The organism is Streptomyces sp. NBC_01198 (genome assembly GCF_036010485.1).
Classification (GTDB): domain Bacteria; phylum Actinomycetota; class Actinomycetes; order Streptomycetales; family Streptomycetaceae; genus Actinacidiphila.
The window spans coordinates 375,037-394,240 of record NZ_CP108568.1 but is presented as its reverse complement, the minus strand read 5'-3'; the positions used below and the strand labels follow the sequence as shown (position 1 = coordinate 394,240).

At 75.0% G+C, this 19,204-nt stretch carries 4 protein-coding genes; all 4 read left to right on the top strand.

The annotated features are described in order from the left end of the window. Positions 1–20: 20 nt before the first annotated feature. The 4 genes from OG702_RS01820 (at position 21) to OG702_RS01805 (ending at position 19,200) form a co-directional block, all read left to right on the top strand. A complete protein-coding gene (locus tag OG702_RS01820) occupies positions 21–1,814 on the top strand; it encodes an NAD(P)/FAD-dependent oxidoreductase (protein ID WP_327287069.1) in 1,794 nt (597 codons plus the stop codon). A gap of 189 nt (positions 1,815–2,003) precedes the next feature. Continuing rightward, positions 2,004–3,290: an NAD(P)/FAD-dependent oxidoreductase gene (locus OG702_RS01815; RefSeq protein WP_327287068.1), complete on the top strand. Its 1,287-nt coding sequence runs from the start codon at positions 2,004–2,006 to the stop codon at positions 3,288–3,290. A gap of 361 nt (positions 3,291–3,651) precedes the next feature. After that, positions 3,652–10,101, top strand: a complete 6,450-nt coding sequence (locus OG702_RS01810; RefSeq protein ID WP_327287067.1) for an SDR family NAD(P)-dependent oxidoreductase — start codon at positions 3,652–3,654, stop codon at positions 10,099–10,101. Between the two features lie 21 nt (positions 10,102–10,122). Then, entirely contained in the window at positions 10,123–19,200 is a 9,078-nt protein-coding gene (locus OG702_RS01805) for an SDR family NAD(P)-dependent oxidoreductase (protein WP_327287066.1), read from the top strand. Positions 19,201–19,204: the final 4 nt, after the last annotated feature.

Sequence of the window (19,204 nt, the reverse complement as noted above, 5' to 3'; positions counted from 1 at the left end):
ACCTATCTGAGGAGGGCCTGTTGGCTGCACCACGAAAGGCGACCGAGCCGCAGGAACCCATCCGCGCCGATGTGTGCGTGATCGGTTCCGGGGTTGTCGGGCTGATCAACACCATCGCGATGGCGAAACGCGGACTGACCGTCGTCTGCGTCGACCAGCCCTCCGAGAAGCAGCTCGCGAGCTACAAGGTCGGCGAGTCGCTGCTCATCTACTCCAACGCGTTTCTGCGGGTACTCGGCGAAATCGACGAGGAACTGAACAACTCCTTCCATAAATCCGGTTTCTGGATGGCCTACGGCATGGAGGGCAGGACCAGTTTCGACGACAGCGTCTCGGAATGGGCTTTCGAGAGCGAGCTCCCGCAGCGCTGGATCGACAACTACTACGACCCGAAGTTCGCCCGGGTGATGTTCCAGGACTCGCAGATCGTCCGGCCGGAGATCGAGGCCGTGCTGCGCGACCGGGCCCGCAACACCGAGGGCGTGACCTTCCTGGACCGCGGCCTGGTGCGCGACGTCGAACTGGGCGCGGGCGACGGCGACCACCTGCTCACCTGGGCGTCCAGGGACCGCAGCGAGAGCGGCCGGATCGCCGCCCGCTGGATGGTCGACTGCTCGGGGCGGGCCCGCTTCCTGGCCAAGAGGTTCGGCCACGACAAGCCGCTGCGCGACGAGTTCAGCACCACCGCCGCGTGGGCGCAGTTCGCCAACTGCACCGACGACCTGTTCGACGAGCGGTGGGAGTACCAGTTCCCGGACGGCGTGGTGGCCCGCCGCGAGCGCAACACCCTGCACCTGTGGGGCGAGAACTACTGGATCTGGGTCATCCGGCTGGCCGGCGACCGGGTCAGCATCGGCGTCACCTACCACCGCGGCCGGCCCCCGGAGGACGGCAACGCGCGGGACGTCTTCTGGAAGATCCTGCGCCGCTACCCGGTGCTCGACTGGCTGCACGAGGACGACGTGCTGGAGTTCAGCGCGTACAAGGACGTCCAGCACATCACCGACACCTTCGTCTCCGACCGCCGCTACGCCATGGTCGGCGACGCCTCCTCGATCATCGACGCGTACTACAGCCAGGGCATCTCGCTGTCCATGGTGGGCTCCTGGCACATCGCCAACATCGCCCAGCGGGACGTGCAGGACAGCCGGCTCGACACCGACTACATCGACCACGTCAACAACTCGCTGACCGCCGACTGGCGGATCATGCGCTCGATGGTGCACTCCAAGTACAGCCCGGCCATCGCCGACAGCCGGTTCTTCATCCTGGACCACCTGCTGGACCTGACGGTCTTCGGGGCCGCGATGCTGGGCCGCTTCCGGGCCACCCGCTGGCTGATGGAGACCGACGGGCGCACCAGCGAGGAGCAGGACGAGCATCGGCACCTGCGGGAGGGCCTCGGCCGGCGGCTGTACCTGTCGCAGTCCGCGCCCTGGCACCGGATCGACCCGCAGCGGGTGGCCACCATCGTGGAGAACTGGCACCGCGGCCTTGAGGAGCGGGCCGTCTGGCGGCTGGAGAACGGCGAGAAGCTGCCGGCCACCAAGGCGGCGATGCGCGCCTACGCGGCCCTGCCCGGTGTGTGGCGGCTGCCGTTCCTCGACCGGATGCCGAAGGCCGACCTGACCCTGCGGCCCAGGGACGAGCCGGAGTGGACCTACGTCAAGGGCAACGAGTACCGGCCGCCGCTGATGGCCGTGTCGGGCACCCTGCTGCTCGCCCTGGTCGGTGCGGGCACCGCCTACGACATCGCCGACACCCGGATACGCAAGATGCGCAGGACGTGGCGCGGGCTCAGGGGCCGTCGCTGACCGTCCGCCGGACCTCCGCCGAGGCAGGCCCGCCGCGTTCCCGCACGGTTCCAGACGGCATATAGAAATCCCTCAGACCGCGCCAAGAATAATGAAGGCAACCGCGGTTGATGAGCGCAACCGACCACTCGACATGCCGCACCGCGGCAGAAGGACCGCGACCGGATCGGACTAGCGGAAGGTCTTCGCATGCGACCCAATCCCTATGGGGTACCGGAAGAATTCGATGTCATCGTGATCGGCGGGGGGCCGGCCGGAGCGACGACGGGCGGACTCCTCGCCAAACGCGGCCACCGGGTGCTCGTGCTCGACCGCGAGCGTTTCCCCAGGTATCACGTCGGGGAATCGCTTATTCCCGCGTTCATGCGTCCCATGGAGGAAATGGGGATCACCGAGCGCATGGACCAGCGCGGCTTCGAGCGCAAGAACGGCGGCACGCTGGTCTGGGGCAACGAGCAGGTCCCGTGGAACTTCTCCTTCGTGGAGGGCACCGCCTACACCCACGCCTTCCACACCCGGCGCGCCGACATGGACTCGCTGATCCTGGACCGGGCCCGCGAACTGGGCGTCTTCATCATCGAGGACGCCACCGTCAAGGAGCCCATCGAGGAGGACGGCCGGGTCACCGGGGTGCGCTACACCCTGCGCGGCGCCGACCGGCCGTACGAGGCGAAGGCCAAGCTCGTGGTCGACGCCTCCGGCCAGTCGCGGCTGCTCAGCCGCCGCTACGCCGACGTCACCTGGCACGAGGAACTCCGCAACGTCGCGGTGTGGACGTACTTCGACAACTGCGAGCGGCTGGCGGGCGACGAGTACACCAACATCCTCATCGAGGGCCTGGACGACGGCTGGTTCTGGGGCATCCCGCTGGACAAGGGCACCATCAGCGTCGGCTACGTGACCCGGTCCTCGCTGGCCGGGCAGGCCGACGAGAAGCTGCCCGACCTCTTCATGGCCGAGGTGGAGAAGTCCACCAAGCTCAAGAAGATGCTGGCGCCCGCCAACCAGGCGGCCGGCTGGCGCTCGGCCCGCGACTGGTCGTACACCAGCACCCAGTTCCACGGCAACGGCTGGGTCTGCGTGGGCGACTCGGCGGCCTTCGTCGACCCGCTGTTCTCCACCGGCGTGGCGCTGGCCACCCTGGCGGGCAGCACGCTGTCGAAGATCGTCGACCAGATCCTGAAGCACCCGCAGATCGAGGCCGCGGCGCTGGACCGCTACGCGACGGCCTACCGGGGCTTCTTCGACGAGATCCGGATGTTCGTCGAGCGCTTCTACGACCGCACGAAGTACAAGGAGTTCTACTACAGCCTGGCCTCGGAGATGGTCGACCCCGACCACGAGCGCACCCCGAACGCCAACTTCGTGCAGCTCATCTCCGGTCTCAGCGGCAAGCACCCGATGCTCAACCTCCATATGGAGGACCTGATCGCAGGTGCCGAGGCGGCCGAGCAGGAGACCGCGGCCTCCGCCTGACGCCGCCCGCCGGTCCGGCCCCCGGGCCGGCCGGGCGCCCGGAGCACACCGACTTCCACAGCACGTCCGCATCCATACCCGTGCGGACGCGCTGTGGAATTCCGGCTGTTCTCCCGCGCGCCCCTCTCCCGCGCGCCCCGGAAATGAAATGAGCGGGAAACAGCGAGGACGTGCGACGGATTCACCCCTAGCGCCTGGTAGGGGTTATACCGCATGAATTGCTCGCTCCGATTCAGGGGTTTTGCGGGCGGCAGAGTCCTCCGTAGGGTAGTGATGGGCGCCATTTCTCAGGGTGCGCCCGGATTCCACGTGGCTGTTGACGACCGCCCGGTCATTTCCGGGCACGACGAAAAGGCTACCCATGCGCGCGGATAATGCGTACGATCCGGAAGACCTGATCGCCATCGTCGGCATGGCCGGACGATTCCCCGGAGCCCCCGACACCGAGAGCCTGTGGACCCTGCTCATGGAGTCCCGCGAGGCGATCGTCCCGGTACCCGCGCAGCGCTGGGACACCGGCCGCCCGCTCGACCCCGACAAGGACATCCAGGCGGTCGGCGGCTTCGTCGACGGCGTGGAGAACTTCGACGCGGCCTTCTTCGGCGTCTCGCCCCGCGAAGCGGCGGCGATCGACCCGCAGCAGCGGCTCATGCTGGAACTCGGCTGGCGGGCCATGGAGGACGCCGGCCAGCGTGCCAGCGACCTGGCGGGCAGCCGCACCGGCGTCTACGTGGGCGCCTCGTGGCACGACTACGAGCTGCTGCGCATCAACCGCGGCGCCCGGCCCACCCCGCACAGCCTGGTCGGCAACGCGCTCGACGTGATCGCAGCCCGGCTGTCGTACTTCCTGCAACTGCGCGGCCCCAGCCTGACGGTGGAGACCGGCTGCTCCTCCTCGCTGGTCGCGCTGCACCTGGCCGCCCAGGCGCTGCGGCAAGGTGACGTCGACGCGGCGATCGTCGGCGGCGTCAACCTCATGATGGACCCGCATGTCACCGTGGGCCTCACCCACTTCGGCGGCCTGTCGCCCGACGGACGGTCCAAGGCGTTCTCCAGGCACGCCAACGGCTTCGTCCGCGGCGAAGGCATCGCCGCGCTCTACGTGAAGACCCTCACGCGCGCCCTCGCCGACGGCGACCGCATCCACGCCGTCGTCGCCAGGACCGTGGTCAACAACGACGGCGGCGGCGACAGCCTGGTCACCCCGAGCCCGGCCGGCCAGCGCGACCTGCTCACCCGCGCCTACCTCGGCGGCGAGCACCCCGTCGGCGCCCCCTCGTACATCGAGGCGCACGGCACCGGCACCGGTCGCGGCGACCCGATCGAGGCGACCGCCATCGGCGAGATCCTGGGCGGCAAGCGCGGCTCGGACGACCCGCTGCACATCGGCTCGATCAAGACCAACATCGGGCACCTGGAGGCCTGCGCGGGCATGGCGGGCCTGTTCAAGCTGCTGCTCGCGCTGCGGCACCGCACGGTGCCGCCGAGCCTGCACGCCGAGGAGCTGAACCCGGCGATCCCCTTCGACGAGCTGGGCCTGCGGGTCGCCCGCGAGGCGGTCGCGCTGCCCGCGGACGGCGTGGTCACCGTCGGCGTCAACTCCTTCGGCTGGGGCGGCACCAACGCCCATGTGGTGCTCACCTCACCGCCGCAGGGCCTCGCGCCCGCCCTGCCGGTACCCGACCCGGCCCCCGCCACCGGGCTGCCCGTCGTCCTCCCGCTGTCGGCCAAGGAGCGGCCGGTGCTCGCGCAGCGCGCCCGCGACCTGCTCGGCGTCCTGCCGCCGGACGACGCCGGCCTGGCGGCCACCGCCGGCGCCCTGGCCAGGCGGCGCGACCACTTCCCGGTCAGGGCCGCACTGGTGGCCGCCGGGCACGACGAACTGGTCGCGGGCCTGCGGGCAGTCGCCGAGCTGACGGACGCCGACCCCGATGTGCCCGGCGTCGTCCTCGGCCGGGCGGTGCCCAGGCGCCGGGTCGCCTTCGTCTTCCCCGGACAGGGCTCGCAGTGGCGCGACATGGGCCTGGCCCTGCACCGCGACAGCCCGCTGTTCGCCGAGGTCGTCGCCCGCTGCGCCAAGGCACTGCGCCCGCACTGCGACTGGGACCTGCTGGACATCTTCGCCGGCCGGGCCGGCGACGAGTGGACCACCCGCATCGACATGCTGCAGCCCACCCTGTGGGCGATGTCGCTGGGCCTGGCCGAGCTGTGGCGCGCGGCCGGCGTCGAACCCGATGTCGTACTCGGCCACAGCCAGGGCGAGATCACCGCGGCCACCGTCGCCGGCATCCTCTCCTACGAGGACGCCGCCCTGGTCATGGCGCGGCGCAGCGCCATCGCGCGGCGCACCTCGGGCCTGGGCCGCATGCTCGCCGTCGACCTGGACCGCGACGGCGCGCTCGCCGCGCTCGAAGGCTTCGAGGACAGCGTGTCCCTCGCGGTGCACAACGGCCCGACCTCCTGCGTGCTGTCCGGCGAGGAGGAGTCGGTCCTGGTGCTCAAGGAGCTGCTGGAGGCCGACGGCACCTACTGCAGGCTCGTCAACGTCGACTACGCCTCGCACAGCCCGCAGATGGACCCGCTACGCGACGACCTGCTCGCGGCGCTGGAACCGGTCAGGCCGCGAGCCGGCGCCACCGAGCTGATGTCCACGGTCCGGGTGGCCGGCCTTGACGGCCCGGAGATGGACGCCGCCTACTGGGTGGAGAACCTGCGCAGCCCGGTGCTCTTCGCCGACGCCATGGGCGCGCTGCTCGCCGACGGCGTGACCCATGTGGTCGAGATCAGCCCGCACCCGGTGCTGGCCCCCGCGGTGGAGCAGATCGCGGCCGAACTGCCCGACTCGCTTGCCGTGCTGACCACCCTGCGGCGCGACCAGGGCACCACCGGGCACTTCGCCCTCGCCTTGGCCCGCGGCTACACCCGCGGCCTCGAACCCTTCGCGACGCTGCCCTCCGACGCCGCCGTGGCACTGCCCGGCTACCCGCTGCGGGCGGATCCGTACTGGCCGCAGGAGCGGCGCGGCGGGACCGGGACCGCGCGCGGCTTCGACGTGCCCGTCACGGCCGTCCCCGGCGAGGACGACACCTGGCAGGCCGCGCTCGAACTGTCCCTGGTCGACCAGCCCTGGCTCGGCGACCACCGGGTCTACGGCACCGCGGTGCTGCCCGCCTCGGCCACCCTGTCGATCGCCCTGGACGTGATCCGCGCCCGCACCGGTGCGCTGCCGGCCCGGCTGGAGAAGATCACCTTCGACCGGGGCGTCACCCTGGACGACGGCGTCATCCGCCTCACGGCCCGCTGGCGCGAGGACATCGCAGGCGGCGGCACCTTCCGCCTGCTGTCGCTGCCGCAGAACGCCGAGGCCTGGCAGCCGAACGCCTCGGCGCGGGGCGCCGTCGGGGCGGCACGCGGCGACGCGGGCCCGGACTTCCCCGCCTGGGCGGACGGCACCGGCCCGGACGGCGACGCCGTGGACCTCGACACCGCGGACTTCTACCGCACCTGGGCCGGCCGCGGCCTCGAATACGGCGCCGCCTTCCAGGGCGTCACCGCCCTGCGCCACCGGCCCGGCCGCGAGGCACTGGGCGAGGTGCGGCTGGGCGAGCGGCTGCGCAGCGGCGTACGGCCCGGCACGCTGCACCCCGCGCTGTGGGACAGCGCCCTCCAGGTCGCGCTCGCCCTCTTCGACGACGCCCCGGCGGGGACCGCGCTGGTCCCGACGGCGATACGGCGGGTCGTCACGCACGCCGACCTCACCGAGCCGGTCACCGCCGTCTGGTCGCACGCGGTACGCCACGCAGACGACCTCGCCGACGTCACCCTCTACGCCCCCGACCGCACGGCCCTGCTGACCATGGAGGGCGTCGAACTGCGCCCGCTGGCGGTGGGCGACGGCGGCGGCCCGGCGGAGTCCGAGCGCCTCCACCGGCTGGAGTGGCAGGAACTCACCACCGGCGAGGAGGCGGACCCGGCGGCTGCCGCCGACGCTGCGACGTCCGCCGCCACCGTTGCGGCCCCGAGCGGCGGCGGCCGGGCGGACGGGACCGCGGTTGCTGCGGGCGGTAGCACCGCAGGTGGCCAGGTGGCCGGCAGCGCCGGCCCGGCTGCGCAGCCCACGGCCGGTGGCGCTGCTGCGGATGGCAGCACCGGAGGTGGCCGGGAGGCCGCCGGTGCCCTCGGTGCCGGCGGCGGCGCTCCGGCCGGCGCCCGGGGCAGCGCCTCGGTCTCGACCGCAGGCGGGAGTTGGGCGGTGCGCGGGGATGCCGCGCTCGCCCGTACGCTCGCCGGCGCGCTGGCCGCGGCAGGCGGGCGCATCACCGGCAAGGCCGACGCGGACGCCGTCGTCTTCGCCGTGCCGCCCGCCGGGACCGGCAGGGCCGCGCAGCGTGCGGCGCTCGACGCGCTGACCGCGCTCGTCCCCGCTCTCGCCGACCGCACCGCGCCGCCGTCGCTGACCGTCGTCACGGTGGGCGCCCAGCCCGCCGTCGACACCGACCTGCCCGACCCCGGCGCCGCCCTCTTCTGGGGCTTCGGGCGTGTCCTGCGCCGCGAGCACCCCGAGCTGACACCTCGACTTGTCGACATCGACGGCACGGGCGAGGCCGAGGCCGCCGGCGCCGTCGCGCTGCTCACCGCCGAGGACGGCGAGGACCAGACCGCGCTGCGCGGCGGCCGCCGGTTCGCCGCCCGGCTCGGCCGTGGTGAGCCCGCGCCCGGCGCGGGCGACGCGCTGCCGCCCGCGCACACCGCACCGCAGCCGTTCCGTTTCGCGCCCGCCGCATCCGGGGCCGCGCCCCTGGCGGTGCCGCTGACCCGGCGTGCCCCGGCGGAGGGCGAGATCGAGATCGAGGTCACCGCGTCCGCGCTGACCGGCTCCTGCGCCGGGCGGGTCACCGCCACCGGTCCTGGCGTCGACGGGTTCGCGGTCGGCGACCGGGCCGCCGCCTGCGGCGCCGGCGCCCCGGCCAGCCATGTCACCGTCCCCGTCACGCTGGCCCGGCCGCTGCCTGCCGGGCTCGACGACGTGGCCGCGGCCCCGCTGCCGCTCGCGCTGGCCACCGCCGGCTACGCGCTGGCCCACCTCGGGCGGCTCGACGCCGGCGAGTCCGTTCTCATCCATGTCGCGGCCGGAGACGCGGCCGCGCAGGCCGCCGTCCGGATCGCGACCATGCTCGGCGCCCACGTGCTGGCCACCGCCGCCGGTGAGGAGACCCTGGCCGGGCTCCGCGACCAGGGCGTCCTGGACGTCTTCGACGCCGCCGACCCGGCCTGGACCGACCAGGTCGCCGCGGCCACCGGAGGCCGCGGCGTCGACCTGATGATCGGCCTGCCCGCCGGCACCGCCCCCGACGCGGGCGCCACCGCGCTGGCTCCCGACGGGCGGCTGGTCGTCCTCGGCCCCGTCACCCCCACCAGGACGCCGCTGCCCAGCGGCCTGACCCTCGCCTCCGTCGACATCCCCGGGCTGCTGCTCCGCACGCCCGCCCGCTTCGTCCGCGCCCTGGACTCCGGCTGGAAGCTCGTCGCGGCCGGGAAGCTGCCGCCGCTGCCGGTGACACCACGCTCCTTCGCCGAGGCCGCCGACCTCCCTGCGGGCGAGGCCCGCACCGCGGACGGCGGCCAGGTGGGCGACGGCATCGGCGTCACCGTGCTCGTCGGCCCCTCCACCGTGGACGCCGTCAGCGCGGTCGCGCTGCCCGGCGGGCGGTTCCGGGCGGACGGGACGTATCTGATCACCGGCGGGCTCGGCGAACTCGGCCTGTCGCTGGCCCGTTTCATGGCCGGCCGGGGCGCCGGCCGGCTGGTGCTGATGGGCCGCTCGGCGCCGCGCGCCGAGACCGCCGGGCAGCTCGACGGGCTGCGCGCGGCCGGCGCCGAGGTGGTCACCGTCGCCTGCGACGTCGCCGACGCCGCCGCGCTGGAGGCCGCGCTCGCGGAGGTGCGTGCGGGGGCCTTCCCGCTGCGCGGCGTCGTGCACGCGGCGGGCCTGCTCGCCGACTCCACCATCCGCAATCTGACGTCCGCCCAGCTCGACGAGGTGCTGGCGCCCAAGGTCGCCGGCGCGGCCAACCTGGACGCGGCGACCGCGGGCGACCCGCTCGACCTGTTCGTCCTCTTCTCCTCGGCCGCCGCCCTCGTCGGCAACGCCGGCCAGGCCGCCTACGCGGCCGGCAACGCCTTCATGGACGCCCTCGCACAGGCCAGGCGCCGCCGCGGCCGGCCCGCACTCAGCGTGCAGTGGGGCCCGTTCACCGGCATCGGGCTGGCCGCCAGGGACGAGCAGCGCGGCGACCGGCTGGCCGAGCGCGGCATGGGCGGCTTCCCGGCCGAGGAGGCCTGGCCCGCGCTCGTGGCGATGCTGGAGCGCGGCGACGCCGTCACCGGCTACGTACCGATCCAGCTGCGGCAGTGGTTCGACGCCTACCCCGACACCGCCGCCCTCGGCAGCTGGCGGCAGCTGTACGCGGCCTCCCGGGACACCACCGCCTCCTCCGGCGGCGAGTTCCTGGCCGCACTGCTGCGCGGCACCCCCGAGGCGCGGCTCGCACCGGCCGAGGACAAGGTCAGGGAACTGGCCGGCCGGATCATGCGGATGGACCCCGCCAGGGTCGAGTCCGACACCCCGTTCAAGGCGCTGGGCCTCGACTCGCTGATGAGCCTGGAACTGCGCAACCGGCTGGAGGCCGCCTTCGGGCTCAAGCTCTCTCCCACACTGCTGTGGGCCTACGGCACCCCCCGCGCCCTGGCGGGCGCGCTGTGCGGGCAACTGCCCGCGACGGACGGCAGCCGACCGGACGCGACGTCGTAACCGACAGCGAGGAACGGACACATGGAAGAGAACCGCACCGGCGGGCAGGCCAAGCAGACCCCGCTCACCCGCGCGCTCGACACCATCCGCACGCTCCGGCAGCGCCTCGACGAGCAGGAGGGCAACCAGCCCATCGCCGTCGTCGGCATCGGACTGCGGCTGCCCGGCGGCATCCAGGACCTCGACGGCTACTGGACCGCACTCGCCGAGGGCCGCGACCTGGTCCGGCCGATGCCCGCGCACCGCAAGGGGCCGTTCGGCGCCGAGTGGGACGGCCTGCCGCAGCGCGGCGGCTACCTCGACGAGGTGCTGGACTTCGACGCCGCCTTCTTCGGCATCAGCCCGCGCGAGGCCAGGCACCTCGACCCGCAGCACCGCATGCTGCTCGAAGTGGCCTGGGAGGCGCTGGAGGACGCCGCGCTGCCCGCCGACCGGCTGCAGGGCAGCCGCAGCGGCTTCTACCTGGGCATCATGTGGCAGGACTACCGCGAGTGGCTGGCCGGCGAGCCCGACGCGTACTGGACGACAGGCAACGGCCACAACTTCGCCGCCGGGCGCATCGCCTACGCGCTCGGACTGACCGGACCCGCGCTGTCCGTGGACACCGCGTGCTCGTCCTCGCTGGTCTCGGTGCACCTGGCCGTGCAGGCGCTGCGCCGCGGGGAGTGCGACACCGCCTTCGCCGCGGGCGCCAACCTGATGATGTCGCCGCGCTCCATGCGGCTGGTGCAGGAGACGCGCTCGCTCTCGCCCGACGGCCTGTGCCGCACCTTCGACGCCAGGGCGGGCGGCTTCACCCGCGGCGAGGGCTGCGGGGTCGTCGTGCTCAAGCGGCTCGACCACGCCGAGCGCGACGGCGACCGGGTGCACGCGGTCATCCGCGGCACCGCCGTCAACCAGGACGGCCGCTCCGGCGGCTTCACCGCGCCCAACGTGCTCTCGCAGGCCGCGGTGATCGAGCAGGCACTCGCCGAAGCCGGCCTCGAACCGGCCGACATCGGCTACGTGGAGGCGCACGGCACCGGCACCGCGCTGGGCGACCCCATCGAGATGGAGGCCCTGGCGATGACGCTGGGCCGCCGCAACGGCGGGGCGCCGCTGCCGGTCGGCGCGGTCAAGACCAACATGGGTCACCTGGAGTCCGCCGCGGGCGTCGCCGGGCTCGTCAAGGCCGTGCTGTGCATGCGCGAGCGCAAGATCCCCCCGCTGGTCCACTTCCGTGACCTCAACCCGCGGATCGACCTGTCGGGCACCGGTATCACGGTGCCGACCGCCCTCCAGGACTGGCCCGCGGACGGCGGCAGCCACGCCGGCGTCAGCTCCTTCGGCATGAGCGGCACCAACGCGCACGTGGTCCTCGGCCCGGCCCCCGAACGGGCCGCCGCGCAAGCGCCGCCCGCCCCGGCCGGCTTCCCGCTCTCCGCCCGCACCCCCGAGGCCCTGCGCGCCCTCGCCGCGCGCTACGCCGACCACCTGGACGCGCTCGACCCGGCCGGCTACCCGGCGTTCGCGGCCACCGCCACGACCGGCCGCACACGGATGGAGACGGCAGGCTGGATCGCGGCACCTGACGCGCGTAGCGCGGCCGCCGTGCTGCGGGCGGTCGCGGCGGGGGAGCAGCAGCCCGCCGACGTCCCCGAACTGCCGGACGTACGACGGGTGGTCACCGACCTGCCCACCTACCCCTGGCAGCGGCGCCGCTTCGCCCCCGAGCAGACCGCGCCGGCCCCCGCCGCGCCGCCGGCCCTGCCCACCAGCCACCGGCTGGAGTGGGTGCCGCTGCCCGCACCCGCCGCGGGCCTCGCCGCCGAGCGGTGGGGGGCGCCCGCGTCCGGCGGCCCCGCCGCCGGTCTGGTGCTCGCGGGGGACGACACCGCGCTGCTCGGGCGCCTCGCCCGGCTCGCCGCCGCCGCCGGAGTGCCGGGCACGCTGCTCGCGCCCGAAGCGGTGGAGGTGCCCGAGGGCTGGACCTGCGGAGCGCTGCCGGTCGGCGCCGACGCGTGGGACGGGCACTGGGCCGGGCAACAGCCCCCCAAGTCAACGGCGTTGGTGCTCGCGCCGCGTGCCGTCGCCTTCCCCGAGGACGGCGACGCTGATCCCGCCGTGGCCGGCGCCGAGCAGTGCGCCGCCGTCGCCACCGCGGTCGCCTCGCTCGCGCGCGCCGGGCACGGCCGGGTGACCGCGCTGACGGCGGCCGCCCGGCGGCTCGCCGACGGCGAGCAGGCGCAGGCCGGCAGCGGCGGGCTCCTGCAGGGGCTCGCGCCCGTGCTCGGGCTGGAGTTCCCCGACACCTGGGCGGGCGTGATCGACCTGCCGGCCGCCGCGGACGACGCGGATCTGACCGCGCTGCTCGCCCATCTCGCCGGCCAGGCAGGCTCCCAGGGCCCGCTGGAGGACCTGGCGGCGGTACGCGACGGGGCCGTGCTCGCGGCGCGCCTGGTGGCGGCGGAGCGACCCGCACCGCCGCAGGTCGTCGCCGACGCCACCTACGTGGTGACCGGCGCGCTCGGCGCCGTCGGCCGCGAGCTGGTGGACGCCCTCGTCCGCCGCGGCGCCCGCCACCTGCTGCTGATCGGCCGCAAGGACCGCACCGAACTCGGCCCGGAGGCGGCGGAGTTCCTCGACCGGCTGGACCAGGCCGGCGTCACCGCCGTCTACCGCGGCGGCGGCAGCGACACCCCGCACGCGCTGGAGGCGGCGCTGTCCGCGCTGAGCCGGATGCCCGCCGTGCGGGGGGTGGTGCACGCGGCAGGCGTCGTCCACCGCACGCCCGCCGCCGAGTTGACCGCCGCCGGCATGCTCACCGAGATCGGCGCCAAGGCGTCGGGCGGCTGGTGGCTGCATCTGGCCTCCCGCGGCTGGCCGCTGGACTTCTTCGTACTGGCCTCGTCGGTCTCCGCGGTGTGGGGCACCGAGGGCCACGCGGCCTACTCCGCGGCGAACGGGGCACTGGACTCGATCGCCGCGCACCGGCGCTCGCTCGGACTGCCCGCGGTGAGCATCGCCTTCGGGCCCTGGGACCTCGCCGGCCAGGGCATGGCGGACGCCGAACTGCGCGAGCGCTCAGCCCGGTTGGGGATCGGGGCGCTCGACGCGCCCACCGGCCGGGCCGCGTTGACCGGTGCGGTGCCCGGGCCGGACGGCCTGCTGATCGCCTGCCCGCTCGACGTGGACCGGCTCCGCTCCACCATGGCCGTACTGCGGCCCCGCGGACTGTTCGCCGCCGCCGCGGGTCCGGCCCAGGCGCAGCCCGATGTGCCCTCGATCGCCGGCGAGTTGGCCGCGCTCCCCGAGCGCGAACGTGCCGCTGCCGCCCGCGCCCACGTCGCCCGGCTGGTCGCCGAGCAACTCGGCCACGCCGGCGCCTCGGACCTGCGCACCGACGTCGGCTTCTACGACCAGGGGCTCGACTCGATCACCGCCGTGGACCTCGCGGTCAGGATCGGCGCCGCCTTCGGCACCACCGTGCAGGTCACCGACGTCTTCGACCACCCGACCGTCGCGACCCTCGCCGCGCACCTGCTCGCCGGCCCCGCGCTCGTACACCGCCCGGCCCCGCAGGCCGCACCGCGGACGCCGGCGGTCGCGCGGGACGCGCAGGCCGTACCGGCCGACGAGCCGCAGCCGGCCGCGACCGGCACCCCGGCCGCCGACCCGATCGCCATCGTCGGCATGGCCGGCCGCTTCCCGCAGGCACCGACCGTCGAGGACTTCTGGGCACTGCTCAGCGAGGGCCGCGACGGCGTCACCGCACCGCCCGAGGGCCGCTGGGACGCCCACACCCTCGGCTCCGACCGGATCACCACCCTGGAGGGCGGCTACCTCGACGACGTCGACCGCTTCGACTCGGCCTTCTTCTCCGTCCCCGCCCGCGAGGCCGACAACCTCGACCCGCAGCAGCGGCTGCTGCTGGAGTCCGCCTGGCACGCCCTGGAGGACGGCGGCATCGCACCGGGACGGCTGCGCGGCACCCGCACCGGCGTCTTCGTCGGAATCGGCTACGCCGACTACGCCCGGCTGCTGGCCCGCGGCGGCACCCCGCACATCGACGCCTACTACAGCACCGGCACCGCGCTGAACGCCGCGGCAGGCCGAATCGCGTACACCCTCGGGCTCAACGGCCCCGCGATGGCCGTCGACACGGCCTGCTCATCCTCGCTGGTGGCGCTCCATCTCGCGGTGCGCTCGCTGCGCTCTGGCGAGAGCGACACCGCGCTGGCCGGCGGCGTCAACGTGCTGCTCGACCCGATGTCGTGGACCGCCGTGAGCCAGGCGCACATGCTGTCGCCGACCGGCCGCTGCCGCACCTTCGCCGCCGACGCGGACGGCTTCGCCCGCTCCGAGGGCTGCGGCGTGCTGGTGCTCAAGCGGCTCGCCGACGCCCGCCGCGACGGCGACCGGGTGCTCGCGGTGATCCGCGGCAGCGCCGTCAACCAGGACGGCGCGTCCTCCGGGCTGACCGTGCCCAACGGCGTCGCCCAGGAGGCGATGATCACCGCGGCACTCGGCGACGCGCACACCGACCCCGCCGAGGTGTCGTATCTGGAGGCGCACGGCACCGGCACCTCGATCGGCGACCCGATCGAGGTCGGCGCCGCCTGGCGGGTGCTCGGCCAGGGCCGCGCGCCGGACGAACCGCTGCTCGTGGGCTCGGTCAAGAGCAACGTCGGCCACTGCGAGACCGCGGCCGGCATGGCCGCCGTCTTCAAGACGGTGCTCGCGCTGCGGCACGACACCATCCCCGCCGACCTGCACTTCGGCGAGCCCAACCCGCACGTGCAATGGTCGGCGATGAACGTCCGGGTGGTCGACGCCGCCCACCCCTGGCCGCGCGGCTCCCGGCCGCGGGTCGCGGGCGTGTCCGGTTTCGGCTTCACCGGGACCAACGCCCATCTGATCCTCTCGGACGTGCCGTCGTCCCCCCTCCCCGACGGCACGTCCGAGACCCGCCCCGAGCCGTCCGAGCACCACCTGCTGCCGCTGTCCGCCCCCGACGCGGGCGGCATCGAGCGGCTGACCGACGCCTGGCGGGACCGGCTCGCCGGCTGCCGGGACGAGGACGTCCCCCCCCTGGTGGCCACCGCGGCCGCCGGCCGCAGCCACTTCCCCTACCGGCGGGCCGTCGCGGGCCGCGGCCGCGAGCAGCTGCTCGCGGCGCTCGACGAGCGCACCCCGGTCGCGCTGGCCCGGGCCGGCGCGCCGCGGGTCGCCTTCCTCTTCACCGGGCAGGGCAGCCAGTTCTTCGGCATGGGCCGCGAGCTGTACGAGACCGAGCCGGTCTTCCGGGACGTCTTCGACGCCTGCGACCGGGTCGTCGCCCCCGCCCTGGGCAGCTCCCTGACCGACCTGGTCCTCTACGGCGACGACCGCACCGCGATCAACGAGACCCGTGTCACCCAGCCGGCCCTGGTCACCCTGCAGACCGCGCTGGCAGCCCTGTGGGAGTCCTGGGGAGTACGCCCCGCGGTGGTGCTCGGCCACAGCGTCGGTGAGATCTCCGCCGCCATGCAGGCAGGGGCGATGGACCGCGCCACCGGGCTCGCGCTGATCGCCGCACGTGCCCGGCTGATGCAGGGCACCCGGCGCGGCGCGATGCTGGCGATCGCCGCGCCCGAGGACAGCGTCCGGGAGTGGACCGAGGGCCTGGAGCTGGACGTGGCGGTGCTCAACGGCCCCGAGGCCACCGTGGTCTCCGGCGATCCCGACGCGGTCGACGCGCTCGCGGCCCGGCTGAAGTCCGAGGGCGTCAAGGCGCGCAAGCTCGCCGTCTCGCACGCCTTCCACTCACGGCTGCTCGAACCGGCGATGGACGAGTTCTCCGCGCTGCTCGACACGTTCACCTTCGCCGACCCGCACACCCCGCTGATCACCAACGTCACCGGGCGGCTCGCCGGCCCCGGCGAGTACGACGCCGCCTACTGGCGGCGGCACGCCCGCAACCCGGTCCGCTTCCTCGACGGGCTGCGCCAGCTCGGCGAACTGGACATCGACGTCTGCCTGGAGATCGGCCCCGACCGCACCCTGGTCAACCTGGTCAAGGGCGCCGGCCTCACCCCGCCCTGCGGCGTCGCCCCGTCGCTGCGCCGCGGCTCGGCGGACCGCGCCGGACTGCTCGGCGCCGTCCGGGTCCTCTACGAGGCCGGGCAGGACCTCGACTGGCGGCGCGTGCACGCCGCCGCCGGCCACGACGACAGCGCACCGCGCTACCCGTTCGCCCGCACCCGGCACTGGACGGCCGCGGCGGCCGAGTCCGCCCCCGGCGCCGAGCCGGCCGCGGCGGGACCTGCCTGGGGTACGGAGCTGCGCTCGCCGGGCCTGCGCGGCAGGGTGTGGCGCACCGAGCGCACCACCGCCTATCCGGCGCACCTGACCGACCACCGGCTGTTCGGCACCGTGTCGGTGCCCGGCGCGTCGCAGACCGCGACCGTGCTGTCCGCCCTCGGGCAGGGCGGCGCACCGGTGGAGCTGGCCGACCTGTACTTCCCGCGCGCGCTGGTGCTGCACGACGGCGAGCGCTACGAGCTGCAGATCGTCGAGGAGCTGGGCAGCGGGCAGGTGAGCGTCCACAGCCTGGTCGACGCCGACCGCGACGAGTGGCAGCAGCACCTGTCCGCCCGGATCGTGCCGCAGGCCGACCTGACGGCCCCGCCGGCCCCCGCCCCGCGGGCCTTCGCCGCCGCGGCCGAACGCCACCTCACCGGCGCGGACTTCTACGGCCACCTGCGCGCGCTCGGCTACCACCTCGGCCCCTCCTTCCGCTGGATCGACGAGGTGTGGATCCGCGGCGACGAGGCGCTGATCCGCTACGCCGAGCCCGACGACCCGCGCGAGGCCCCCGCCTCCTACGAGATCCACCCGGGGCTGCTGGACTCCGTCCTGCAGAGCGCCGTGGTCTTCACGGTGGGCACCGCGGCGGAGGGCGAGCCGGCCGAGGAGGCCGGCCTCGCCATCCCGTTCGCGCTGGCCCGGGTGGCCTTCCCCGGCCGCCCGGCGCCCGGCAGCACCCTGTGGGGCCACATCACGGCGACCCGGCACACCGGCGGCGACGACGGCCTGATGCAGGTCGAATCGGCCGACCTGCACCTCTTCGACGGCACCGGCCGTACGGTGCTGGCCGCCGACGACTTCCGCTTCCGGCGCGCCCCGCGCTCGGTCCTGGAACGCTCGCTGCGCGGCGGCGTCCCGCACGCCTACCAGCTCCTGTGGCGCGACACCCCCGCGCTGCCGTCCACCGACTCCGCTCGGCGCCCGCTGCGGGTCGCCCTGCTGGGCGCCGAGTCCAAGCCCGGCCGCGCCCTCCGCGACGCCCTGGAGTCCTACGGGCACCGGGTGGACGCCCCCGCACCCGGCGCCGCCCCGCCCGCCGGCACCGAGCTGGTGGTCGACGCCCGCTTCGCGGAGGAGCCGGACGAGCAGGTCACCGCCGAGCCCGGCGAGGGCGAACGGGCCCGCGACGAGGGCGGGTCCGCCGCCTCGGCGCTGGGCGCGACCACCGCGCTGGCCCGCGGGCTGCGCGCGGTGGAACAGGACGTGCCCTACGCCGTGCTGGCCCCCGAGGGGGACGAACAGGCGCCGGTCACCGAGGCGTTGTGGGGGATGCTCGCGTCCGTCGAGGCCGAGCAGCCCGGCCGGCTGCTGCTGAGGCTGGGACTCGGCGCGGACTGGCAGCCGGACGTCGTGGCCAGGGCGCTGGACCGCGAGCTCGACGCCGCGGTCGCCGAACCGCGGCTGCTGGTCGGCGCAGACGGCGTACGTGCGGCGCGGCTGTCCGCCGTACCGCCCGCCGCCGGCGACGTACCACCGAGCGGCGGCGCCGCGCTGGTCACCGGCGGGCTCGGGGCACTCGGCCTGAGCGCCGCCGCCGCGCTGGGACGGGCCGGCTTCTCCGCGGTCACCCTGATGGGGCGCTCGGAACCGGACGCCGCGGCGCGGGCCGTGATCGCCGAACTCACCAGCAGCGGGCTGCGGGTGGACGTGGTGCGCGGTGACGTCACCGACCCGGCGGACTGCCGGGCCGCGGTCGCCACCGCCGCCGCCGGGGCACCGCTGCGTGCGGTGCTGCACCTGGCGGGCGCGACCTCCGACCGGGCCTTCGACCAGCTCACCGAGGACGACTTCGGCACGGCCTTCGCCGCCAAGGCCGCGGGCGCCGTGCAGTTGGCGGCGGCGCTGGAGGGCCAGGAGCTCGACGCCCTGGTGCTCTTCTCCTCGGCCTCCGCCGTCCTCGGCTCCGCCGGCCAGGCCAACTACGCCGCCGCCAACGGCTTCCTGGCCGGGCTCGCCCGCCGCCTGCGGGCAACGGGCGTCCCCGCGACCACCGTCGACTGGGGGCCCTGGATCCCGTCGGGCGGCGGCGGCCTCGCCGACTCCGCCGCCGTGCGCGCCGCGGCGGCCAGGCAGGGGCTGCGCCCGCTCACCGACCCCGAGGCCGAGGACCTGCTCAAGGTCGCGCTCGGCGGCGACCCGCGCCGGCTGGTGGCGGTCGCCCTCGACGCCGACGCCTACGCGGAGGCGTCGGCGACCCGCTGCGGCGGAACGCGGGCCGGGCTGCTGGACGGCGCCCTGCTGCGCCGCCCCGCCGGCCCCCCGCGCCAGGCGGCCGCGCCGCCCGACCGCGGCAGGCTGCGCGACGAACTGGCCGGGCTGCCGCCCGAGTCCAGGGACGAGCGGCTGCGCAAGGAACTGCGGGAGATGGTCGACGCGACGGTCGGCGCAGAGACGGCAGCCGACGACGACCTCGGCTTCGCCGAGGCCGGGCTCGACTCGATCATGATCATCGACCTGCGCACCCGGCTGTCCGACGCCGTGGGCCACGACCTGCCGGCCACGGTGGCGCTCGACCACCCGACCGTCGCACGCCTCGCGGCCCACACCCTCGGCCTGCTCTTCCCGGTCCCGGCACCAGCGGCGCCACCGGTCCCCGCGACCGGCACCGCAGCCGCACCCGCACCTGAATCCGACGGCGTACCCGCGTACGGTCCGCCGCCGTCCACCCCCGGAGCAGCGGAAGTCCCCGCGCAGGAGAGCGGGGACCTGGCCGGACTGTCCTTCGACGAGCTGCTGCAGGCCGTGCAAGCAGATGTGACCACAGAGAAATGAGGCG